Origin of the sequence: Streptomyces yatensis (assembly GCF_018069625.1) — a bacterium.
In the GTDB taxonomy this organism is placed as follows: domain Bacteria; phylum Actinomycetota; class Actinomycetes; order Streptomycetales; family Streptomycetaceae; genus Streptomyces; species Streptomyces yatensis.
Map to the genome: position 1 here is coordinate 5,980,812 of NZ_CP072941.1, position 22,730 is coordinate 6,003,541.

The following is a 22,730-nucleotide window of genomic DNA, read 5'->3' on the forward strand; positions in this document are numbered from 1 at the left end:
ACCACCGCAAGAGCCCAGCGGCCCAGCCCCGGGCCCGACCGGGCTCATCGCTCACTGCGCTCAATTCCGCACGTCTCCGCCCCCGTGCACACCACGCATTGTCGTCACTAGGGCGCATCCAAGCGATATCCGACCCCACGCACCGTACGGATCAGCGTCGGCGACGACGGGACGTCCTCCACCTTCGCGCGCAGCCGCTGTACGCATGCGTCGACCAGCCGGGAGTCGCCGAGGTAGTCGTGCTCCCAGACCAGCCGCAGCAGCTGCTGCCGGGACAGCGCCTGCCCCGGTCGGCGGCTGAGCTCCAGCAGCAGCCGCAGCTCGGTGGGGGTGAGCTGCAGATCCTCGCCGTTCTTGGTGACCGTCATGGCCGCACGGTCGATCAGCAGACTGCCGAAGGCCGCGGAGTCATTGGCCTCCCGCTCGCCCCGCCGCAGCACCGCACGGATCCGGGCGTCCAGCACCCGGCCCTGGACGGGTTTGACCACATAGTCGTCGGCGCCGGACTCCAGGCCGACGACGACGTCGATGTCATCGCTGCGCGCGGTCAGCAGGATGATCGGCAACTGGTCGGTACGGCGGATCCGGCGGCACACCTCGAAGCCGTCGATCCCGGGCAGCATCACATCCAGCACGATCAGATCCGGCCGCTGCTCACGCAGCAGTTTCAGGCCGTCCTCGCCCGTCGCCGCGGTCGCCACACGGTGGCCCTGGCGGGACAGAGAGAGTTCGAGGGCCGTGCGGATGGCGTCGTCGTCCTCGATCAGCAACAGGAAAGGCACGTTGGTCATTCTGGCCTACAAGGGGCCTGTAGTTCGACCGTCAGGGGTTTATCGGTCCGTTCCGCTGTGACGAGCCTGTGACAGTCGGCAGACAGCCCCATGAAACTGACCCGGCAAAGTCTTCTGTGCACCGGGCGGAACGCCACCGGCCGGGGCAGCCAGCAGACCGATCAGGCTCCACCGACGGGGGGCGCGAAATGAGCACACTGCACTTCACGAACACCAGCGCAGTTCGCACGCGCCTCCATGACACCGGCCGGGGCAACGAGAAGTCCGGTGCCGTGAGCGGGCGGGGGTGCGCTCGCGGCGCCGGGCGTCAGCGGCCTCCTTACATGGTGGCCATTGACGCGATCACGGGGGAGAAGGAGGCCGGTCACGGCCTCGGGGGGGACAACGGGGGACCGGGGGGACACGGGGGAAGCTCGTACAGGGAGGCGGAGGGGGAGCGGCGCACCGCGTCGGAGGCGGAGTTCACCGCCTATGTCCAGGAGCGCCGCGCCTCCCTGTACGCAACCGCCTACCACCTGACCGGTGACCGCTTCGAGGCCGAGGACCTGCTGCAGAGCGCGCTCTTCTCGACCTACCGGGCCTGGGACCGGATCAGCGACAAGGCGGCGGTCGGCGGCTATCTGCGCCGCACCATGACCAATCTGCACATCAGCGCCTGGCGTCGGCGCAAGCTCAACGAGTACCCGACGGAGGAGCTGCCGGAGACGGTGGGCGACCATGACGCGATGCGCGGCACCGAGCTGCGCGCCGTGCTGTGGCAGGCCCTGGCCCGGCTGCCCGAGCTGCAGCGCACGATGCTGGTGCTGCGCTACTACGAGGGCCGGACGGATCCGGAAATCGCGGACATCCTGAACATCAGCGTCGGAACGGTCAAAAGCAGCATCTGGCGCTCGCTGCGCCGGCTGCGCGAGGACGAGAGCCTCAGCTTCGGCCGTGACGAGGAGGAGTCCTTCGGCGAACTGGTCGCCTGACGGCGGCGGGACGACCGAAGGCCGGGGGGAAACGGGAAAATCGGGGGAACACGGGGGAAACGGGAGGGGAACAAGAAATCGGGGGAGTACGGGGGAAACAGGCGCGAGGCCGGACATCCGAGGAGGATCGTCCGGCCTCGCGCCTGTTCTCGCGCCGTCTTCGCTACACGGACGCCTTCTCGCCGGAGGCGGGGATCCGCCCTCCCGCCGTCGCGGCCGCTATCCGGCCCATCGCCGTGCCCTTGCCGCACGCGTACGCGCCCAGCGCCGTCTGCCGGGCCACGATCCCGCGCTCCGCGCGCATCAGCCGCCAGCCGCGCCGCAGCAGATAGTGCGGGGGCTTACGGCCCTCCCGCAGATCGCGCAGCAGCCGGCGCCGGAACGTGGTGGACGGACGGCCGCGCAGACAGAGCGCATCCGCGAGCACCCCGAGATCGGCACAGCGCCCGATGATGTCGGCGGCGAAGATCCCCTCGGCGATGAACAGCGGCGCCCGCCCGATGTCCAGCGCCTCCTCGCCGACGCGGGAGCTGGTGGCGATGTCGTACAGCGGCACGGTCGTCCGTGACGTACGGCACAGCGTCTCGATCGCCGCGACCGCCGCGTCCGCGTCCCAGGAGCGTGGCGAGTCCCAGTCGGCGCCCCCGCCGTCGGCGAGTTGGGGCAGCGTCGGGTCGCCGCCCTCCTTGTAGAAGTCGTCGAGGTTGAGCACGGGCAGCCCGGTGCGGGCCGCGAGCGAGGACTTTCCCGAGCCCGAGGGGCCGGTGAGCAGGACGACACGGGCGGAAGGCGGTTGGCTGGTCACGGAACACCAGTGTGACGCATTCTTTCGCACACGTGACCCCCGCGTGACCGACGACGTAACGTCCGACGTCGCCGTGTCGCCGCGTCGTCCTGTTACCGCGTCGCCGCCCGTGCGCCCCGCCGTCACACGACCGCGCGCGGTCGTTCCCCCGTCGCCGTGCGGGCCGGGCGGGTGCGGGGGCCGAAGACCGCCAGGATGAGGGCGCCCAGGAGCCAGGTGCCGGCGATGAAGTAGAAGACGCTCTGATAGCCGGTGCGGTGGTAGAGGGCCGCGATGATCAGCGGTCCGGCGGCGTTGGAGAGACGGCCGAGCCCGTAGGAGACGCCCGTGCCCAGCGAGCGGCCGCGGGTGTCGAACAGTTCGGGGGAGTAGGCGTACCCCAGGGCCGTGTAGCCGCGCTCGAAGAGGTTCACCAGGAAGCCGAAGACCACGATCAGGACCGGGTTGAAGGTCAGTCCGTACAGCAGACCGCACAGCGCGATCACCGCGCCGAAGGCCACCAGGCACCATTTGCGCTCGAAGCGGTCGGTGACCAGGGAGGCCAGGAACGAGCCGAGCGGGGCGCCGACGGTGGTGAGCGCCACATAGAAGACCGACTTCTCGACGCTGAAGCCCTCCTTGGCCAGCAGGGTGGGCGCCCAGCTCGAGTAGCCGAAGAAGCCGATGGTCTGGGTCACCCACAGGACCGTGAGCAGCAGCGTCGGCCCGAGGTAGCGCTTCCGCAGGAGGAGGCGGGGCGACGCCTTGGCGGGCCGGGTCTCGTCGATGGGCGGCGCGGGCTCGGGCAGCGGGCCCTTCTCGGCGGCGACCCGGGTCTCGATTCCGGTGAGGATCGCCTCCGCCGCGTCGTACTCGCCCCTGCTCTCGTGCCAGCGGGGGGACTCCTCCAGATGCCGGGTGAAGAGGACGAAGAGGATGCCGACGGCGCCCCAGAGATAGACCAGCCGCCATGACCAGTCGCTGAGCGGTACGACGGCGCTGGCGATGAGGTTGGTGGCCGGGGTGCCGCAGATGCCGATGACGATCGCGTACGCCTGGAACTTGCCGCGTACGGCGGCCGGATACATCTCGTTGACGTAGATGACCGCCACGACGGTCATCGCGGAAAGACCGGCCGAGGTCAGCACCCGGAAGACGCTCAGTGAGGCGAGGTCCCAGGAGAAGGCCGAGGCCAGGGAGAAGACCCCGAAACAGAGCGTGGTGTGGATCAGCGCCCTCTTGCGGCCCCAGCGGTCGGCGAGGGTGCTCGCGACCACGGAGCCGATGAACATGCCGACGAACGACAGCGAGGTGACGTAGGCGATCTGGTCGACCGTGATGCCCCAGAGGTCGATGAGCTGGGGAGCGGTGGTGGCGAAGGTGTTGATGTCCGCGAACTCGAAGAAGTAGGCGAACGAGACGGCCAGCAAGGTGATCTTGTGAAACCGGGAGATGGGGAGTCTGTTCAGCCGGTTCACCGCATTGGAGTGCTGCATGGGCGGCCCTTGTCGAGGAGGCGGGGAGGAGAGCGGGGGGAGGGCGGAGAGGAAGAGGCGGGGAGGAAGAGGCCGGGACGGGACGGGGGCGGGTCTCGGCGGGGGACCGGGGTCAGGCGCCTTCGCCGGGCCAGTAGAGCCTCATGGGGTTGTCGACCAGCAGCTTCCGCCGCTGCTCGGCGGTGACCGCCACCTGGGGCACGTAGTCGACCAGCAGTCCGTCGTCGGGCATATGGCCGGTGAGGTTGGGGTGCGGCCAGTCCGTGCCCCACAGCACCCGGTCGGGGAACTCCTCGATCACGCGGCGGGCGAACGGCACGACATCGGTGTACGGGTGCCGCTCCGCGTTCAGGGCCGGGGGCCCGGTGACGCTGAGGCGTTCGGGGCAGGTGACCTTCACCCACACCTCGTGGCGTTCGGCGAACCGCAGGAAGCGGGTGAAGTCCGGCCCCGTGGCCGGTGCGGTCACATCCGGGCGTCCCATGTGGTCCACGACGAGGGGGGTGGGCAGGGAGGTGAAGAAACGTTCCAGCTCGGGCAGGTCGGCGCTTTCGAAGTAGAGGACGACATGCCAGCCGAGCGGGGCGATCCGCCGCGCGATCGCGGCCAGATCGTGCTGGGGCGCGGCGTCGGCCAGGCGCCGCAGAAAGGTGAAGCGCACTCCGCGCACCCCCGCCGCGTCCAGTCGGCGCAGCTCGGCGTCGGTGACATCCGGGCGTACGGTCGCGATACCGCGCGCCCGGCCGCCGGACGCGCGGACGGCGTCGACCATGGCGCTGTTGTCCGCTCCGTGGCAGGTCGCCTGGACGATCACATTGCGGTCGATCCCGAGGTGGTCGCGGAGGGCGAAGAGGTCGTCCTTGCCACCGTCGCAGGGCGTGTACTTGCGCTCGGGTGCGAAGGGGAACGCGGCTTGCGGGCCGAAGACGTGGCAGTGGGTGTCGACGGTGCCCGGCGGCAGGGCGAAGGCGGGCCGGGACGGGTCGGGGTGCCAGTCCAGCCAGCCGGGGGTCTTGGGGGAGAGCGTGCTCATGAGGGCTCCTCCGGGCGAGTGAGCGGCCCTGCGGTCGTCCTCGTGGGCCGTGCGGTCGTCGTCGCGGACCCTGCGGCCGTCATGGCGGACCGGAGGTCGTCATCAGGGGACCTGTGATCGCGATCGGCGGACCAGGCGGTGGCCATCAGCGGCCCTGCTCGGTCAGCAGGGCGTCCAGGCGAGGGTAGACGGTACGGGCGTTATGTTCGTAGATGCCGGTCAGATCGGCCGCGGAGAGCCCGGCGGCCTCGGTGTAGCGGCGGGTGTCGTCGAAGTGCCGGCCCGTCCGGGGGTCGACATCGCGGACGGCGCCGATCATCTCGGAGGCGAAGAGGATGTTCCGGGCCGGGATGACGTCGAGGAGGAGATCGATGCCGGGCTGGTGGTAGACGCAGGTGTCGAAGAAGACATTGCCCAGGACGTGCTCCTCCAGGGGCGGCTTGCCGAGGGCCATCGCCAGGCCGCGGAACCGGCCCCAGTGATACGGGACGGCGCCGCCGCCATGCGGGATGATCAGGCGCAGGGTGGGGAAGTCGGCGAACAGATCGCCCTGCACCAGCTGCATGAACACCGTCGTATCGGCGTTGAGGTAGTGCGCCCCGGTGGTGTGGAAGGCGGGGTTGACGCTGGTGCTCACATGCACCATCGCCGGGAGGTCGTACTCCACCAGCTTTTCGTAGACCGGGTACCAGGAGCGGTCGGTCAGCGGTGGGGCCGTCCAGTGGCCGCCCGAGGGATCGGGGTTGAGGTTGACCGCCACGGCTCCGTACTCCTCCACGCAGCGGACGAGCTCGGGCACGCAGGTGGCCGGGTCGACGCCCGGCGACTGCGGAAGCATCGCGGCGGGCGCGAAGCGCTCCGGGTAGAGGGTGCTGACGCGGAAGCAGAGCTCGTTGCAGAGGGCGGCCCACGCGGTGGAGGTGTGGAGATCGCCGATGTGGTGGGCCATGAAGGACGCCCGGGGCGAGAAGACCGTCAGGTCGATGCCGCGTTCGTCCATCAGCCGGAGCTGGTTGGGCTCGATGCTGTGGCGCAGCTCGTCGTCACCGATGCGGAGATCGGCGCGGGAGGGGGTGCGGGCGGGGTCGGTGAGTCCGTTGATCTGCTGGGTGCGCCATGCCTCCAGCGCCGGTGGCGCGGTGGTGTAGTGGCCATGGCAGTCGATGATCATTCGCGGTTCCTTCTCGGCGTGCGGTTCCTCGCAACCTAACTGTCGATGAAATTGTTGACAATATGTGCGACGAAAAAGACCCCCGCGATGTCCGGGATACGGACGCCGCGGGGGCGGAGCTTCGGTGGTGTGAAGCCGGAGGCTAGACCCCCATCGGATGCCAGACGGTCTTGGTCTCCAGGAAGGCCAGGAGACGGCCGGTGCCGGGGTCGGCCGCCCAATCCACAGGCTGTGGACGAAGGACCCGCTTGAGGTTGTCCGCGGAGGCCTTCTCCAGCTCGACCGCGAGCTCCGGGTCCGCGCCGGCGAGGTCGATCGCGTTGACGTCCTGGTGCGCGGCGAGCGGGGCGGCGATCTCGGCGGTGCGGCCGGAGAGGATGTTGACCACGCCGCCCGGGAGGTCGGAGGTGGCCAGCACCTCGGCCAGGGAGAGGGCGGGCAGCGGGGACTTCTCGCTCGCCACCACCACGGCCGTGTTGCCGGTGACGATCGCGGGGGCGATCACGGAGACCAGGCCGAGGAAGGACGAGTCCTGGGGCGCGAGGAGGGTGACCACGCCGGTCGGCTCGGGGGAGGAGAGGTTGAAGTACGGCCCGGCGACGGGGTTGGCGGACCCGGCGATCTGGGCCGTCTTGTCCGACCAGCCCGCGTACCAGACCCAGCGGTCGATCGCGGCGTCGACCTGGGCGGAGGCCTTGGCCTTGCTCAGCCCCTCACCCTCGGCGACCTCCGCGACGAACTGGTCGCGGCGGCCCTCCAGCATCTCGGCGACGCGGTAGAGGATCTGGCCCCGGTTGTACGCGGTGGCCCCGGACCAGCCGCCGAACGCCTTGCGCGCGGCGACGACCGCGTCCCGGGCGTCCTTGCGGGAGGCCAGGGGGGCGTTGGCGAGCCACTGGCCCTTTGCTGTGGTCACCTCGTACACCCGCCCGCTCTCCGAGCGTGGGAACTTGCCGCCCACGAACAGCTTGTAGGTCTTCAGGACCGAGAGTCGTTCAGACATCGAGGTATGCCTCCAGGCCGTGACGGCCGCCTTCGCGGCCGTATCCCGACTCCTTGTAGCCGCCGAACGGGGAGGCCGGGTCGAACTTGTTGAACGTGTTGGACCACACGATGCCCGCCCGGAGCTTGTTCGCCATCCACAGGATGCGCGAGCCCTTCTCCGTCCAGATGCCCGCCGACAGTCCGTACGGCGTGTTGTTGGCCTTGGCCACGGCCTCTTCGGGGGTGCGGAAGGTCAGCACCGACAGCACCGGGCCGAAGATCTCCTCGCGGGCGATCCGGTGGGCCTGGGTGACGCCAGTGAAGAGGGTGGGCGCGAACCAGTAGCCGGAGGTGGGCAGTTCGCACGCCGGGGCCCAGCGCTCGGCGCCCTCGGCCTCGCCCGCGTCGGCCAGCGCGCGGATCCGGGCCAGCTGCTCGGCGGAGTTGATGGCGCCGATGTCGGTGTTCTTGTCCAGCGGATCACCCAGCCGCAGGGTGCCCATCCGGCGCTTGAGCGCGTCGAGCAGCTCCTCCTGGACGGACTCCTGGACCAGGAGGCGGGAGCCCGCGCAGCAGACATGGCCCTGGTTGAAGAAGATGCCGCCGATGATGCCCTCGACCGCCTGGTCGAGGGGGGCGTCGTCGAAGACGATGTTCGCGGCCTTGCCGCCGAGTTCGAGGGTGACCTTCTTCTTCGTACCGGCCACCGTACGGGCGATGGCCTTGCCGACCTCGGTGGAGCCGGTGAAGGCCACCTTGTCGATCCCGGGGTGGGCGACCAGCTCGGCGCCGGTCGAGCCGTCGCCGGTGATGATGTTGACCACGCCCTTGGGGAGCCCGGCCTGGCGGCAGATGTCCGCGAAGAACAGGGCGCTCAGGGGTGTCGTCTCGGCGGGCTTGAGGACGACCGTATTGCCGGTGGCGAGCGCCGGGGCGATCTTCCAGGCCAGCATCAGCAGCGGGAAGTTCCACGGGATGATCTGGCCGGCGACGCCCAGGGGCTTCGGGTCCGTGCCGCTCGTGCCGTTTAGCGGGCTACGCCCGCGGACCGCGTAGGCGAGCTTGTCGGCCCAGCCCGCGTAGTAGAAGAAGTGGGCCGCGACCAGGGGCAGATCGGTGTCGCGCGACTCGCGGATCGGCTTGCCGTTGTCCAGCGACTCCAGCACGGCCAGTTCGCGGGAGCGCTCCTGGATGATGCGGGCGATGCGGAAGAGGTACTTGGCGCGCTCGGAGCCGGGGAGCGCCGACCAGGCCGTGAACGCCTTACGGGCGGCCTTGACGGCGCGGTCCACGTCCTCCGCGCCGGCCTGGGCGACCTCGGAGAGGACCTCCTCGGAGGAGGGGGAGAGGGTCTTGAAGACCTTGCCGTCGCCCGCCTCGCCGAACTCCCCGTCGATGAACAGGCCGTAGGACGGGGCGATGTCGACGACGGCGCGGGACTCCGGCGCCGGTGCGTACTCGAAAACGGGCATGGCGTATCAGTCCACCGTCACGTAGTCGGGACCGGAGTACCGGCCGGTGCTCAGCTTCTGGCGCTGCATCAGCAGGTCGTTGAGGAGGCTGGAGGCGCCGAAGCGGAACCAATCCGGGGAGAGCCACTCGCCGCCCAGCGTCTCGTTGACCATCACCAGGTACTTGATCGCGTCCTTGGAGGTGCGGATGCCGCCCGCGGGCTTCACGCCCACCTGGACGCCGACCGCGGCGCGGAAGTCGCGGACCGCCTCCAGCAGGACGAGGGTGACGGGCGGGGTCGCGTTGACGGCCACCTTGCCGGTGGAGGTCTTGATGAAGTCCGCGCCGGCGAGCATCGCCAGCCAGGAGGCGCGGCGGACGTTGTCGTACGTCTGCAGCTCACCGGTCTCGAAGATGACCTTGAGGTGGGCGGCGGTGCCGTCCTCGCGGACGCAGGCCTCCTTCACCTGCCGGATCTCCTCGAAGACCTCGAGGTAGCGGCCGGAGAGGAAGGCGCCACGGTCGATCACCATGTCGATCTCGTCCGCCCCGGCGGCCACCGCGTCCCGGGTGTCGGCCAGCTTGACCGGCAGCGCGGCCCGGCCGGAGGGGAAGGCGGTGGCGACGGCCGCCACGTGGATGCCGCTGCCGCCGCCCTTCAGGGCCTCCTTGGCGGTGGCCACCATGTCGCCGTAGACGCAGATCGCCGCGACCTGGGGGACGGTGCGGTCGGTGGGATCGGGGTTGATCCCCTTGGCGCACAGGGACCGGACCTTGCCCGGGGTGTCGGCACCCTCCAGGGTCGTCAGGTCGATCATCGAGATCGCCAGGTCGATGGCGTACGCCTTCGCCGTGGTCTTGATCGAGCGGGTGCCGAGGGTCGCGGCACGGGCCTGCAGGCCGACCGCGTCGACGCCCGGCAGGCCGTGCAGGAAGCGGCGCAGGGCGCGGTCGTCGGCGGTCACGTCCGCCATCGACGCGAGTCGCTCCGCGGCCTCTTTGCCGTATGCGGGAACTGTGGTGGGCATGGTCACCAGACGAGCATATCTACGCGCGTAGTCGGATGTCACCCCCGGCCCCGGATTCCGTGCGGGCCGGGGCGGGCGATCCCTGGGCGTCCCCCGTATGGGGAGTGTGGTGCACAATCGGGCGCATGACGAGCCCGGACGACGACTCCGCCCCCGCCTCATCCTCCTCGATGCCCGAGACCTTCTCGGACCGGGTCTACCGCTCCCCGAGCGGCATCGGAGGCGGGGTGCTGCTGCTCGCGCTCAGCGGCTGGCTGGGCATCGACGCGATGATCCGGGGCGAGGGACGGACGCCGTGGCTGGCGCTGGCCGGGCTGCTGTTCGCGGTGCCGGTGGTGATCGCCTTCACGGTGCGCCCGGCGGTGTACGCGGGGCAGGACCGGCTGCTCGTCCGCAACCCGTTCCGTACGGTCACGCTGCCCTGGGCCGCGGTCGAGGGGCTGCGCGCCGGCTACACCAGCGAGGTGCTGGCGGGCGGGGCGACGTACCAGCTCTGGGCGATCCCGGTCTCGCTGCGGCAGCGCAAGCGGGCCGCGAGGCAGCAGGCCAGGGCGGCCTCCGAGGACCCCTTCAGCCGTACGTCGGCCCATGTGTCGGCGAACAACGCCGGGGAGGACCGGCGGGCCCCCTCCGACGCGGCCATCGGCGACCTGCGCGAAATGGCCGAACTCAACGCCCAGCGGGAAGGCGCCCAGGGGGCGCCCGAGGTCCGGTGGGCGTTCGAGGTCATCGCGCCGACGCTGGCGGGTGCGGTGCTGCTGGTCATCATGCTGGCCATCGGCTGAGCGAGCGAGCGCCTGGCGGCGCGGTTTCGGGGGCTTGGCTGTCCGGGTGCTTGGTTCTCCGGGTGCTTGGCTGTCCGGGGCTCGGGTCCTGGGCCCCGGGTCCTGGCTCTCCGGCTCCCGGGCTTTCGGGTCCTGGCCGCCCGGCCTCTCGGCTGGGGCTGCCCGGCTCTCGGCCGCTTGGCGGCTTGGCTTCCGGCGGCGTCGAGGCAGGCGTCCACGGCGTCCTGGCCGCCGCGGACGACCGCGCGGACCATGAGCCGATGCGCAGCGTGGTGGCGCCCTCGGTTACGGCACGGAGAACGGCGCCCTGATGCGTACGGCCGTCGTCGTCGGCCATGACTACTGCGGGTTCCAGCAGTTCGCCACCCTGCCCATCGGCACGGTCGTCACCGTGACCGGTCCGCGCGGCACCTTCCGCCACCGCGTCTACGCCCACTACCTGAACCCCGGGCGCGGCGCCTCCGCCCACGGCCTCTACTGGGGCGACCTCACCCTCCAGTCCTGCGTCGGACCCGATACCGGGTTCAGCTACCTCAGCCGGATCTGACGCGGCTCCGGCACCGGCACCGATCAGATTCCAGCCGCCGCCGAGAGATCCTTCTTGAGCGCGGCCAGCACGCTGTCCGCCGTGGCGCGGGCCGGGACCAGGGCGACCGCCCCCTGCACATCGACGACCACCTCCAGGTAGCACTTCAGCTTCGGCTCGGTGCCGCTGGGCCGGACGACCACGCGGGCCGACCGGACGGTGTCCTTTCCGGCGAGCTGGTAGCGCAGCCCGTCCGTCGGGGGCAGCGTCTCCGTACCCCGTGACAGATCCTCCGCCGAGGTCACGGCGAGCCCCGCGAGCTCGGTGGGCGGCTGTTCGCGCAGCCGCTTCATCGCGGTGCCGATCAGGGAGAGGTCCGTGACGCGGACGGACAGCTGGTCGGTGGCGTGCAGGCCGTGGGCGACCGCGATGTCGTCCAGCAGGTCGGTGACGGTGCGCCCCTGCTCCTTCAGCTCGGACGTCAGCTCGGCCACCAGCAGCGCGGCCGTGATGCCGTCCTTGTCGCGTACGCCCGCCGGGTCCACGCAGTAGCCGAGCGCCTCCTCATACGCGTAGCGCAGCCCGTCCACCCGGGCCAGCCACTTGAAGCCGGTCAGCGTCTCGGCGTACGGGAGCCCGGCGTCCTCCGCGATCCGCGACAGCAGCGACGAGGAGACGATCGTGGTCGCGAAGGTGCCGCGGGCGCGCTTGTGGACAAGGTGGGTGGCGAGCAGGGCGCCGACCTCGTCCCCGCGCAGCATCCGCCAGCCGGCGGCGTCCGTGGGGGCGGTGGGGTTCGTGATCGTGGGCACGGCGACGGCGCAGCGGTCGGCGTCCGGGTCGTTGGCGATGATGATGTCCGGAGCGACCTTGCGGGCCGTCGCGAAGGCCAGGTCCATCGCCCCCGGCTCCTCCGGGTTCGGGAACGCGACGGTCGGGAACGCCGGGTCGGGCTCGGCCTGCTCCGGGACGACCGCGGGCGCCGGGAAACCGGCCCGCGCGAAGGCCGCGGTGAGCGTTTCGCGGCCGACGCCGTGCAGCGGGGTGTAGACGACGCGGGCGTTGCGGGGCGAACCCGGCGTGAGGACGGCGTCCGTACGGGCGAGATACGCGTCGAGGACGTCGTCGTTCAGCGTCTCCCAGCCGCTCTCGGGGCGGGGCACGTCGTTCAGGCTGCGGATGGCGGCGATCTCGGCGGCGATCTCGGCGTCGGCGGGCGGCACGATCTGGGAGCCGTCGCCGAGGTAGACCTTGTAGCCGTTGTCGCGCGGCGGGTTGTGGCTCGCGGTGACCTCGATACCGGCCACCGCGCCGAGGTGACGGATGGCGAAGGCGAGGACGGGCGTGGGGAGGGGCCGCGGAAGCACGGCCGCGCGGAAGCCTGCGCCGGTCATCACCGCGGCGGTGTCGCGGGCGAAGTCGGCGCTTTTGTAGCGCGCGTCGTAGCCGACGACGACGAGCCCCTGATCGTGATGCTTGCGCAGGTACGCGGCGAGCCCGGCGGCGGCGCGGATGACGACGGCGCGGTTCATCCGCATGGGCCCGGCGCCGAGTTCACCCCGGAGACCGGCGGTACCGAACTGCAGCATGCCGGAGAACCGGTCGGCGATCTCGTCGAACGCGTCCTCGGCGCCGTCCGCGCCGTCCGTGTTGGCCTGGAGCAGCGTGCTGAGCTCGTCGCGGGTCTCGGGATCGGGATCCTCGGCGAGCCATGCGCGGGCCTGTGCGATGAGATCGGGCTCCGTGGCCATGGGGGCCTCCTGGGGGGTGGTCGTTTGGGGGTGGTCGTTTGGTGGGTGCGGGTTCCGCTGTGTGCGGGTCCCGCTGTGTGCGGGTGCGGGTGCGGGTTCGGCTTGCTGGTGCTGGTGCTGGTGCGTGGTGCGTGGTGGTTGCTGTGGGTGCGCCTGCTGTGCGTGGTGGGTGCCGGGGGCGGGGCCTCCGGGGCGGCGCCCTGGACCGTATATTTACGGCGCCATTGGCCGGGAGCGTTGTGTTGGTCGGGGATTGGCGCCACAAATACACGTAAGCGTCCAGGACACCACCCCTGCGACCCCGCCCCCTCCCGTCTCGTCGGCGGCCACCAGCCGGTGGCCCCAGGCCCCGGCCTGTTTCCGGACCGCCGGGGTGTCGGCTGCGGCCCGCCTCCCGCTCGCTTGTCGGTGTCCGCGCCGTGGTGGATCGGCTGCCCCGGCCCGGATCCGAATCGCCCGGGTGAGGCTCCTCTCCCTCCCACTCGTCGGTCGCTGCGCGTGTCCGGAGGCCCTCTCCCCGTCTCGTCGGCGCCCGTGCGCTGGCGGCAAGGGCTCCGACCGGGATCGCCCCGGGTGCGGCTCCTCTCCCTGCCGCTCGTCGGTGTCCGCGTGGCCAGTGCCGCTGGGCCCCGCCTCCTCCGGCCTCGTGGGCGACCGTTCCCTCCGCCTTGGGGCGGGCATGAGCGACACCGGGTCCGCTTCGGGTGAGCCCCTCTCCAGCCTCGCGGCGGGGAGGGACTGCCATCGGACGATCCGGGGGCGGCCAGGACCCGAGCGACCGGGGCGCGGTTGCCGACGAGGTACGAGGGCGTACCCGCCACCAGGCGCCCCGGACTGGGTCTGGGCGCCACCGGCAGGTGGCCGCGGGTGAGCCGGGAGGACGGGGGCAGTGCCCACCCCCGTCCGGCGCTCGCCACCCGGCGGCCTGGGACCGGGCCAGGACCGGAGCCCACCGGCGGGTGGCCGTCGGTGAGCCGGAAGGGCGGGGGCCGTACCGACCCCCGTCCGGCACTCGCCACCAGGCGTCCGGAACCGTATGGGCGCCCTGGGCCCACCGGCGGGTGGCCGCTGACGAGACGGGAGGGGGTGGGGTCGGAGGTGTGGTGTCCTGGACGCTTTCGCATATTTGTGGCGCCAATCCCCGACCAACTCCACGCCCCCGGGCACCGGCGCCGTAAATGTGCGGTCCAGGGCGCCGCACCGGAGGCCCCGCCCCCGGCACCCACCACGCACCCCACCGCGCCCGGCCCGGCCCGGCAGAGGGTGCCGCGACGCTCTGTTCAGTTGGCTGAGGGGTGAGTACCCGCGCAGCACGCCGCCACCGCAACCCCCACCCCCCGCCAGCGCGCCACCCCCACCCCCGCCAGCGCCAGACGCGGAACGCGGAACGCGGAACAGCGTCCCCCGGCCGGCGAGGTCAGATGCGGTCGAGGACCTGCGACAGCAGGCTGCCCATGCGGGAAGCGGAGTCGCGGCCGGCCTGGAGGACCTCCTCGTGGTTGAGGGGTTCGCCGGTCATACCGGCCGCCAGGTTGGTGACCAGGGAGATGCCCAGGACCTCCGCGCCCGCCTCGCGCGCCGCGATGGCCTCCAGGGTGGTGGACATGCCCACCAGGTCGGCGCCCAGGGTGCGGACCATGGTGATCTCCGCCGGGGTCTCGTAGTGCGGCCCGGGGAACTGGGCGTAGACGCCCTCTTCCAGGGTCGGGTCGACCTGCTGGCACAGGGCGCGCAGCCGCGGGGAGTAGAGGTCGGTGAGGTCGACGAAGTTCGCGCCCACGATCGGGGAGGTGGCCGTGAGGTTGATGTGGTCGCTGATCAGTACCGGCTGGCCGGGGCGCATGCCCTCGCGGAGGCCGCCGCAGCCGTTGGTCAGGATGATGGTCTTGCAGCCGGCGGCGACGGCGGTGCGTACGCCGTGTGCGACGGCGGCGACACCGCGGCCCTCGTAGTAGTGCGTACGGCCAAGGAAGACCAGCGCCCGCTTGTCGTTGATCCGGTACGAGCGGATCCGGCCCGCGTGGCCCTCGACGGCGGGCGGCGGGAAGCCGGGCAGCTCGGTGACGGGGAACTCGTGCTCGGGCGCGCCGAGGGCGTCGGTGGCGGGGACCCAGCCGGAGCCCAGGACCAGCGCGACGTCGTGGGTCTCCGCACCGGTCAGCTCGCGCAGGCGGGTGGCGGCGTCGTCGGCGGCGGCGTGGGGGTCGCCCTGGATGTCGTCCCAAGAAACTGATGCGTTCACGCGCACGAGGGTAGCCGGTAACTGCCTACGCGCGTAGACGGAGTCCGTGGAGGTATTCGGATCGTTGCATAATCCCTGGACCGGCCGGACCCCTGGACCCCGGCCGCCGGAGACGCGAACCCCCCAGGCTCCCGGGCCGCCCGGAAACACAGCTCACCCGGAAACACAGACAGACCGGAAACACAGACAGACCGGAAACACCGGAAACACCGGACTCAGCAAGGACGCTTCCGCAGCTCCATCACATAGTCGTGCGGCGCCCCCGCGGATTCCGCCGCGTCGGCGATTTCGCCCAGGTAGCGGGCCGAAGGCAGGCCGCCCTCGTAGCCGTTGAGGACGTAGAGCCAGGCGGGTTCGTCGCCGTCCAGGGTGTGGACGCGGATCCGCATCCGGCGGTAGATGTCGAGGCCGACACCCTCCCAGCGGTCCATGGAGTCCTCGTCCATGGGCGCGATGTCGTAGAGGGCGACGAAGACCTGGGAGCGCGGGGCCTCCACGATGGTGGCGAGGGCGCCTTCCCAGCCCATCTGCTCTCCGCCGAAGGTGAGACGCCAGCCGTTCAGCCAGCCCGTTCCGCGCAGCGGGGAGTGCGGTGCGCGGCGGGACATCAGCCGCGCGTCGAGGTTGCCGGCGTACGCGGCGTAGAGCGACATGGGTCTGAGGGTACGGGAGTGGGGCGGAACGGCCCTCGGGGTGGGAGGTTCGTACGTCAGTCGCCCCTGCGAAACCCCCCGGGCTGAAGCCGGTCGCACCGGTGCGGGACAATGGAGCATGTGACTCGGATCGTGATCATTGGTGGCGGACCCGGCGGCTATGAGGCGGCGCTGGTCGCCGCGCAGCTCGGCTCGGAGGTGACCGTCGTCGATTGCGACGGTCTGGGCGGCGCGTCGGTGCTCACCGACTGCGTGCCGTCGAAGACGTTGATTGCCACGGCCGAGGTGATGACGACCTTCGATTCCTCCTACGAGGAGCTGGGGATCATCGTCGCCGACGACACCCCGCCGATGGAGCAGGCGGCCCGGGTGGTCGGGGTGGATCTCGGCAAGGTCAACCGCCGGGTGAAGCGGCTCGCGCTCGCCCAGTCGCACGACATCACGGCGTCGGTCACCCGGGCCGGCGGCCGGGTCATGCGTGGGCATGGGCGGGTGGAGCCGCAGCAGTCGCTGGACGGCTCGCGGCGGGTGATCGTACGGGCGGTGGACGGCACCGAGCAGACGCTGGTGGCGGACGCGGTGCTGGTGGCGACCGGTGCCCATCCGAGGGAGATCCCGGACGCGAAGCCGGACGGCGAGCGGATCCTGAACTGGACGCAGGTGTACGACCTGGACGAGCTCCCCAAGGAGCTGATCGTGGTCGGCTCCGGTGTCACGGGTGCGGAGTTCGCGGGTGCGTATCAGGCGCTGGGGTCGAAGGTCACGCTGGTCTCCAGCCGGGACCGGGTGCTGCCGGGTGAGGACCCGGACGCGGCGGCGGTGCTGGAGGACGTCTTCCGGCGCCGGGGGATGAACGTGATGTCCCGCTCGCGGGCACAGGCCGCCAAGCGGGTCGGGGACCGGGTGGAGGTCACGCTCTCGGACGGGCGGGTCATCTCCGGTACCCACTGTCTGATGGCGGTCGGCTCGATCCCGAACACGGCGGACATGGGTCTGGAGGAGGCCGGGGTCAAGCTGGCCGAGTCGGGGCACATCCTGACCGACAAGGTGTCCCGGACCAGCGCGCCGGGCATCTACGCGGCCGGTGACTGCACCGGGGTGCTGGCGCTGGCGTCGGTGGCGGCGATGCAGGGCCGGATCGCGATGTACCACTTCCTGGGGGACGCGGTGGCGCCGCTGAACCTGAAGACGGTTTCCGCGAACGTGTTCACCGACCCGGAGATCGCCACGGTCGGCTACTCGCAGGCGGACGTGGACGGCGGGAAGATCGACGCCCGGGTGGTGAAGCTGCCGCTGCTGCGCAATCCGCGGGCGAAGATGCAGGGCATCCGGGACGGCTTCGTCAAGATCTTCTGCCGTCCGGGCACCGGCATCGTGGTCGGCGGTGTGGTGGTCGCGCCGCGGGCGAGCGAGCTGATCCACCCGATGTCGCTGGCGGTCGACAACAACCTGACGGTGGAGCAGATCGCCAAGGCGTTCACGGTCTACCCCTCGCTGTCCGGTTCGGTCGCCGAGGTGGCGCGGCAGTTGCACACCCGGAAGACTCAGGAAGAGTCATAGATCCGGTCCTTATAGCACTTCGCGCCTTCAGAGATGTCCAACTTCTGCTAATTGGTGCAAGCTGCTGAAAACAGACGGTCGTTGGCGTTACTGTCAGTTTCGTGTTCGCTGCAGAACGTCGCCAATTGATCCTTGAAATGGTGCGCGCGAACGGAGCGGTGTCGCTCCGGGAGCTCGCCCGCGTCGTCCAGACCTCCGAAGTGACCGTACGGCGTGATGTGCGGGCGCTGGAGGCAGAAGGACTGCTCGACCGCCGGCACGGCGGTGCGGTGCTGCCGGGCGGATTCACCAGGGAGTCCGGCTTCCCGCAGAAATCCCATCTAGCGACCGCGGAGAAGACGGCCATCGCCGATCTCGCGGCCGGTCTCGTCGACGAGGGCGAGGCCGTGGTCGTCGGCGCCGGAACCACCACGCAGGAGCTGGCCCGCCGGCTCGCGCGGGTTCCGGGGCTGACCGTGGTCACCAATTCCCTGCTGGTCGCACAGGCGTTGGCGCATGCCAACCGGGTCGAGGTCGTGATGACCGGCGGCACCCTGCGCGGCTCCAACTACGCCCTGGTCGGCAGCGGCGCCGAGCAGTCCCTCCAGGGGCTGCGGGTCTCGCGCGCCTTCCTGTCCGGCAGCGGGCTGACCGCCGAGCGCGGCCTGTCCACCTCCAACATGCTTTCGGCCAGCGTCGACCGGGCGCTGGTCCAGGCGGCGGCGGAGGTGGTCGTGCTCGCCGACCATACGAAGCTGGGCACCGACACCATGTTCCAGACGGTGCCCACCGATGTGATCACGCGGCTGGTGACCGATGAGCCACCCGCCCATGACGACCGTGCCCTGACCGAGCTCCAGGCCCTCGCGGACCAGGGGGTTCAGATCGCCGTGGCCGGGCCGGGCGCGGGGTCCGGCCCGGTCGGGGGCGGTGAGGGCGGCGGTTCGGCGGGCCGGCAGTCGGGGCGGCTGGGCGCGTCCCAGGGCCGTGGCGGCGGCGAGGAGGGCCTGCCGCTGCCGGGGCCGCGCCGTAACCACCCCCATCCGCCGGGCGGCCCCGGCTCCGCGCAGTTGCGCAGCGCGGTGCCGCTGGCGGAGCAGCCGGGGCGGGTGGCGGATCTGGCGCCGCGCCGTCGCTAGGGGTGTCCGACGGACAGTGAGGCCTGCGGCGGGCTGTTCCCCTCCGCGTCCCTTCCCGCGACGGGGGCTTCGCCCCGGACCCCGGGGTCCGGGGCGAAGCCCCCGTCGCGCGGCGGAGTCGCGGATCGGCGCCGCGGGAAGGGGCGGGGAGGGGAAAGCGTCGATATGCGGCTCCGCCGCGTGGTCCGCCGGGCCCCTGGAGTGGGTGGTCGCCGACGGACGTCCGTGGGCCCGGAGACTCTGGTGCCCGTGGGTCGTGGGGCCCCGCGGGCGGCGGGCCCAGAGCCCCCGGTGTCAGCGGGCCTTGAGACCGGTGAAGGCCAGCGCCAGCAGCCGGTCGGCCAACTCCGGGTCGTCCGGCGACTGCTCCACGGCCAGCGCGATCGCGTTGGTGAGCTGCATCAGATCGGCGATGACCACATCGGACCGTACGGCACCGCTCTGCTGCGCGCGGGCGAGCAGTTCGCTGCCCGCTTCGCGCAGCGGCAGACCGCAGCCGCGGGACAGCGCCGAGGTCTCGTCCCCCGAGCACGCCATCAGGGCCCGGGAGAGCCCTCGGTAGGTGCTGGCGTGGTCGACGATGGCGCGCAGCCAGTCGATCAGCGCCTGGCACGGCCGCGGCTCTTTGGCCAGCTCCCGCGACCGCTCCAGCAGGGCGCATATCTCGACCTGGAAGACCGCGCCCATCAGCGCGGTGCGGTTGGGGAAGTGGCGGTAGAGCGTGCCGATGCCGACACCCGCGCGTCGTGCGATGTCCTCCAGCGAGGCATCGGTACCGTGCCGGGTGAAGGCCGTGCGCGCCTCGGTCAGCAGCCGCTCGTAGTTGCGGCGCGCGTCGGCGCGCATGGGGCGCGGTGGCATCTGCGCCGTGGCTGTCTCGATCGCCATCGCGGTCCTCCCTGCCGTGGCTGCCCGTGAGTCAAGCATGCCATTTCGTGACCGGAGGCACGCCCTGGCCAGGCAACGCGGGTACCGCGAACGGCATCAAACGGGGTGACGGCATCGTGCGTTGCGGTGCGCCGAAGTGGAAGAACGATGGGACTGACCAGTCGCTCACTCGAGTATGTGATGATCGCCCTCGCCGTGGGGTGCGCGGGGCTGACGCTCTGGCTGTGGCCGCGCTTCGCGGGCCGGGGCGTACGGGCCTGGCTGGGCCGGCTGGCCGCCCTCGCCGTGACGCAATGCGCGATCGTGGCCGCGCTGGCCCTCGCGGTGAACACCACCTTCCAGTTCTACGGGTCCTGGGACGAACTGCTGGGCGAGGACGAGGCGGCTCCGGCGGCCCTGTCCCATGTGCAGGGCGGCGCCGCGGGACCGGTCGGGACGTCGGGCGGGCTGGTGCGGCCCGCCCCGCCGCAGGGGCTGGACACGGTGCACGGACTGCCGAGCGGGCCCCCCGACAAGGCGGGCAAGGTCGAGTCGGTGCGGATCCTGGGCCGCCGCAGCCAGGTGGCCAACCCGGCGTACGTGTATCTGCCGCCGCAGTACTACCAGCGCCAGTACGCCCGGCAGCGCTTCCCGGTGATCGTGGCGATCAGCGGCTATCCGGGCGGATCCTTCCTGCTCGCCCAGCATCTGCGGCTGCCCCAGACCGCGGGCGGGCTGATCCGCACCGGGGCGGTGCAGCCGGCGGTCATCGTGATGGTGCGGCCCACCATCGCCCCGCCCCGCGACACCGAATGCGTGGACGTCCCCGGCGGCCCGCAGGCCGAGACCTACTTCGCCCAGGACCTGCCCGAGGCGCTGCGGGGGCACTACCGGATCGGCCATGACCCCAGCGCCTGGGGCGTGCTGGGCTACTCCTCGGGCGGCACCTGCGCCCTTGAGCTGACCCTGCGTCATCCCCGCGTCTACAGCGCGGCCGCGGCCCTGTCGCCCGACTACCGCGTGGTCAACGACCCCACCACCGGCGACCTCTTCGGCCCGGGTCCGGAGGGCGAGCGCGGCAAGCGGGAGCACGATCTGCTGTGGCGGCTGCGCCGGCTGCCCCAGCCGCAGGTGTCGGTGCTGGTCTCCTCCAGCCGCCGGGGCGAGCCCAACTACGCGGCCACCCGCGACTTCCTGGCCGCGGTCCGGCCGCCGATGAGCGCGCAGTCGATCATCCTGGACCGGGGCAGCCACAACTTCCGTACCTGGCGCCGCGAGCTGCCCACGGCCCTGCGGTGGATGAACGGCCAGCTGACCTTCCCCCAGGACGTGGTGCACGGCCGCTGAGCGGACCGGGCACGACGACGGCGGGCCCCGGCCGGAGGATTCCGGTCGGGGCCCGCCGTCATGTGCGGGGGGCGGGTCAGTCCTTGATTCCCGCCTCAGTCCCTGATCCCTGCGTCAGTCCTTGATCTCGCAGATGACCGCGCCCGAGGTGATGGACGCGCCGACCTCGGCGGTCAGGCCCTTGACGGTGCCCGCGCGGTGGGCGTTGAGGGGCTGTTCCATCTTCATGGCCTCCAGGACGACGATGAGGTCGCCCTCGGCCACGGTGTCGCCCTCGCCCACGGCGACCTTGACGATGGTGCCCTGCATCGGGGAGGCCAGGGCGTCGCCGGAGGCGGCGGAGCCGGACTTCTTGACCGCCTTGCGCTTCGGCTTCTTCGAGCCGCCCGCCGGGGCGGTGGCCACGCCCAGGGAGGCGGGCAGCGAGACCTCCAGCCGCTTGCCGCCGACCTCGACCACGACGGTCTCCCGGGCGGTGGGCTCCTCGTCCTCGTCGGGGCTGACGGGGGCGAAGGGGGCGATGGTGTTGTTGAACTCGGTCTCGATCCAGCGGGTGTGGATCGTGAACGGCTCGCTGGTGAACGCCGGGTCCACCACCACCGCCTGGTGGAACGGGATCGCGGTGGCCATGCCCTCGACCTGGAACTCCGCCAGGGCACGGGCGGCGCGCTGGAGGGCCTGGGTGCGGGTGGCGCCGGTGACGATCAGCTTGGCCAGCAGCGAGTCCCACGCCGGGCCGATGACGCTGCCCGACTCCACGCCCGCGTCCAGCCGCACACCGGGCCCGGCGGGCGGGACGAAGGAGGTCACGGTGCCCGGGGCGGGCAGGAAGTTACGGCCCGGGTCCTCACCATTGATCCGGAACTCGAAGGAGTGCCCCCGCATCGGCGGGTCGTCGTACCCCAGCTTCTCCCCGTCCGCGATGCGGAACATCTCCCGGACCAGGTCGATGCCGGTGACCTCCTCGGTGACCGGGTGCTCCACCTGCAGCCGGGTGTTGACCTCCAGGAACGAGATCGTGCCGTCGTTGCCCACGAGGAACTCGACGGTACCGGCGCCCACATAGCCGGCTTCCTTGAGGATGGCCTTGGAGGCGGCGTAGAGCTGGTCGTTCTGCTCCGGGGTCAGGAACGGGGCCGGGGCCTCTTCGACGAGCTTTTGGTGGCGGCGCTGGAGGGAGCAGTCACGGGTGGAGACGACCACGACGTTGCCGTGGGTGTCGGCCAGGCACTGGGTCTCCACGTGGCGGGGCTTGTCGAGGTAGCGCTCGACGAAGCACTCCCCGCGGCCGAACGCCGCCACGGCCTCGCGGACCGCGGAGTCGTAGAGCTCGGGGACTTCTTCCATGGTGCGGGCGACCTTCAGGCCGCGGCCGCCGCCGCCGAAGGCGGCCTTGATGGCGATCGGCAGGCCGTGCTCTTCGGCGAAGGCCACGACCTCCTCCGCGCCGGAGACCGGGTCGGGGGTGCCGGCGACCAGGGGGGCGCCGGCGCGCTGGGCGATGTGGCGGGCGGCGACCTTGTCGCCCAGGTCGCGGATGGCGTGCGGCGGGGGGCCGATCCAGGTCAGGCCCGCGTCGAGGACGGCCTGGGCGAATTCGGCGTTCTCGGAGAGGAATCCGTAGCCGGGGTGGACGGCGTCGGCGCCGGATTCGGCGGCCGCGGCCAGGACCTTGGCCTGGTCGAGATAGCTGGCCGCCGGGGTGTCACCGCCCAGCGCATAGGCTTCATCGGCCGCGCGCACATGCACAGCGTCCCGGTCCGGATCGGCGTAGACGGCTACGCTCGCGATCCCGGCATCCCGGCAGGCACGGGCAACACGGACAGCGATCTCGCCACGGTTGGCGATGAGCACCTTGCGCACGATGGCTCCCTCCTTGAAACAAGCCGAGTTTAGGTACAGGCGACACCTCGCGCCGAGAAGATCCCGGGCGTGAGCTTGACCACACGGAGCGTGAACCTCGCGTTGGGCGAGCGACCAGATCCCCCGTCGCTCCACCGTACGCCCGGTTTTCGGGGCTGGTGCGCCGTCCACGGTGTGGGCAAGGTCTCTGGCCCGCCGTGCTGCGGCGCTTCGCGTTTCTTTGTGGAAACCCTACGAATGCCGGGCGGAAACTTTGCCATGGCGTTCAGCTCGTCCGCACCTCTTGTGGCGGCGCTTACCCGTTAGTA

19 protein-coding genes are annotated in these 22,730 nt (G+C 71.4%); 6 read left to right on the plus strand and 13 right to left on the minus strand.

What is annotated here, in order from left to right:
* Positions 1-107: 107 nt before the first annotated feature.
* Complete coding sequence (gene afsQ1 / locus J8403_RS25170) at positions 108-782, minus strand: two-component system response regulator AfsQ1 (protein ID WP_174887374.1); 675 nt, start codon at positions 780-782, stop codon at positions 108-110.
* Positions 783-979: 197 nt separating this feature from the next.
* Here afsQ1 and J8403_RS25175 point away from each other — a divergent pair, with 197 nt between their 5' ends.
* Complete coding sequence (locus J8403_RS25175) at positions 980-1,762, plus strand: SigE family RNA polymerase sigma factor (RefSeq protein ID WP_093462460.1); 783 nt, start codon at positions 980-982, stop codon at positions 1,760-1,762.
* A gap of 163 nt (positions 1,763-1,925) precedes the next feature.
* Here the strand turns inward: J8403_RS25175 and J8403_RS25180 are convergent, their stop codons facing one another.
* The 7 genes from J8403_RS25180 to deoC all read right to left on the minus strand — a co-directional run bounded on the left by J8403_RS25180 (position 1,926) and on the right by deoC (position 9,710).
* A complete protein-coding gene (locus J8403_RS25180; RefSeq protein ID WP_246585980.1) occupies positions 1,926-2,567 on the minus strand; it encodes a uridine kinase family protein in 642 nt (213 codons plus the stop codon).
* 122 nt (positions 2,568-2,689) lie between these two features.
* The gene (locus J8403_RS25185) at positions 2,690-4,042 is read right to left on the minus strand and encodes an MFS transporter (protein WP_211125148.1); all 1,353 of its coding nucleotides are present in this window, start codon (positions 4,040-4,042) and stop codon (positions 2,690-2,692) included.
* Between the two features lie 112 nt (positions 4,043-4,154).
* Positions 4,155-5,075, minus strand: a complete 921-nt coding sequence (locus J8403_RS25190) for an amidohydrolase family protein (protein ID WP_211125149.1) — start codon at positions 5,073-5,075, stop codon at positions 4,155-4,157.
* Positions 5,076-5,220: 145 nt separating this feature from the next.
* Positions 5,221-6,246: an amidohydrolase family protein gene (locus tag J8403_RS25195; protein WP_211125150.1), complete on the minus strand. Its 1,026-nt coding sequence runs from the start codon at positions 6,244-6,246 to the stop codon at positions 5,221-5,223.
* A 142-nt stretch (positions 6,247-6,388) separates the two neighbouring features.
* The gene (locus tag J8403_RS25200) at positions 6,389-7,249 is read right to left on the minus strand and encodes an aldehyde dehydrogenase family protein (protein ID WP_211125151.1); all 861 of its coding nucleotides are present in this window, start codon (positions 7,247-7,249) and stop codon (positions 6,389-6,391) included.
* On the minus strand, positions 7,242-8,702 hold the full coding sequence (locus tag J8403_RS25205) for an aldehyde dehydrogenase family protein (protein WP_211125152.1): 1,461 nt from the start codon (positions 8,700-8,702) through the stop codon (positions 7,242-7,244). Before J8403_RS25205 ends, J8403_RS25200 begins: the two co-directional genes overlap by 8 nt.
* A 6-nt stretch (positions 8,703-8,708) precedes the next feature.
* Positions 8,709-9,710 (minus strand): deoxyribose-phosphate aldolase, encoded by a 1,002-nt coding sequence (gene deoC / locus J8403_RS25210; protein WP_211128422.1) that lies wholly within the window; start codon positions 9,708-9,710, stop codon positions 8,709-8,711.
* 125 nt (positions 9,711-9,835) lie between these two features.
* Here deoC and J8403_RS25215 point away from each other — a divergent pair, with 125 nt between their 5' ends.
* Positions 9,836-10,495, plus strand: coding sequence for a PH domain-containing protein (locus J8403_RS25215; RefSeq protein ID WP_246585981.1), 660 nt, complete (start codon positions 9,836-9,838; stop codon positions 10,493-10,495).
* A gap of 310 nt (positions 10,496-10,805) precedes the next feature.
* On the plus strand, positions 10,806-11,042 hold the full coding sequence (locus J8403_RS25220; RefSeq protein WP_211125153.1) for a hypothetical protein: 237 nt from the start codon (positions 10,806-10,808) through the stop codon (positions 11,040-11,042).
* A 23-nt stretch (positions 11,043-11,065) separates the two neighbouring features.
* On the opposite strand, the gene J8403_RS25225 is transcribed toward J8403_RS25220, so the two are convergent.
* The 3 genes from J8403_RS25225 to J8403_RS25235 form a co-directional block, all read right to left on the minus strand.
* The gene (locus J8403_RS25225; protein WP_211125154.1) at positions 11,066-12,772 is read right to left on the minus strand and encodes a phospho-sugar mutase; all 1,707 of its coding nucleotides are present in this window, start codon (positions 12,770-12,772) and stop codon (positions 11,066-11,068) included.
* A gap of 1,417 nt (positions 12,773-14,189) precedes the next feature.
* Complete coding sequence (locus J8403_RS25230) at positions 14,190-15,014, minus strand: purine-nucleoside phosphorylase (RefSeq protein ID WP_043237321.1); 825 nt, start codon at positions 15,012-15,014, stop codon at positions 14,190-14,192.
* A 215-nt stretch (positions 15,015-15,229) separates the two neighbouring features.
* A complete protein-coding gene (locus tag J8403_RS25235) occupies positions 15,230-15,667 on the minus strand; it encodes a gamma-glutamylcyclotransferase family protein (protein WP_014061302.1) in 438 nt (145 codons plus the stop codon).
* 111 nt (positions 15,668-15,778) lie between these two features.
* Here J8403_RS25235 and J8403_RS25240 point away from each other — a divergent pair, with 111 nt between their 5' ends.
* Both J8403_RS25240 and J8403_RS25245 read left to right on the plus strand, forming a co-directional pair.
* A complete protein-coding gene (locus J8403_RS25240) occupies positions 15,779-17,227 on the plus strand; it encodes an NAD(P)H-quinone dehydrogenase (RefSeq protein ID WP_211125155.1) in 1,449 nt (482 codons plus the stop codon).
* Between the two features lie 137 nt (positions 17,228-17,364).
* On the plus strand, positions 17,365-18,345 hold the full coding sequence (locus J8403_RS25245) for a DeoR/GlpR family DNA-binding transcription regulator (protein WP_237515371.1): 981 nt from the start codon (positions 17,365-17,367) through the stop codon (positions 18,343-18,345).
* A 294-nt stretch (positions 18,346-18,639) separates the two neighbouring features.
* On the opposite strand, the gene J8403_RS25250 is transcribed toward J8403_RS25245, so the two are convergent.
* The gene (locus J8403_RS25250) at positions 18,640-19,233 is read right to left on the minus strand and encodes a TetR/AcrR family transcriptional regulator (RefSeq protein WP_211125156.1); all 594 of its coding nucleotides are present in this window, start codon (positions 19,231-19,233) and stop codon (positions 18,640-18,642) included.
* A 147-nt stretch (positions 19,234-19,380) separates the two neighbouring features.
* Between J8403_RS25250 and J8403_RS25255 the strand changes: the two genes are divergently transcribed.
* On the plus strand, positions 19,381-20,559 hold the full coding sequence (locus J8403_RS25255) for an alpha/beta hydrolase (RefSeq protein WP_211125157.1): 1,179 nt from the start codon (positions 19,381-19,383) through the stop codon (positions 20,557-20,559).
* Between the two features lie 114 nt (positions 20,560-20,673).
* Here J8403_RS25255 and J8403_RS25260 read toward each other — a convergent pair whose 3' ends face one another.
* On the minus strand, positions 20,674-22,422 hold the full coding sequence (locus J8403_RS25260; protein ID WP_211125158.1) for an acetyl/propionyl/methylcrotonyl-CoA carboxylase subunit alpha: 1,749 nt from the start codon (positions 22,420-22,422) through the stop codon (positions 20,674-20,676).
* Positions 22,423-22,730: the final 308 nt, after the last annotated feature.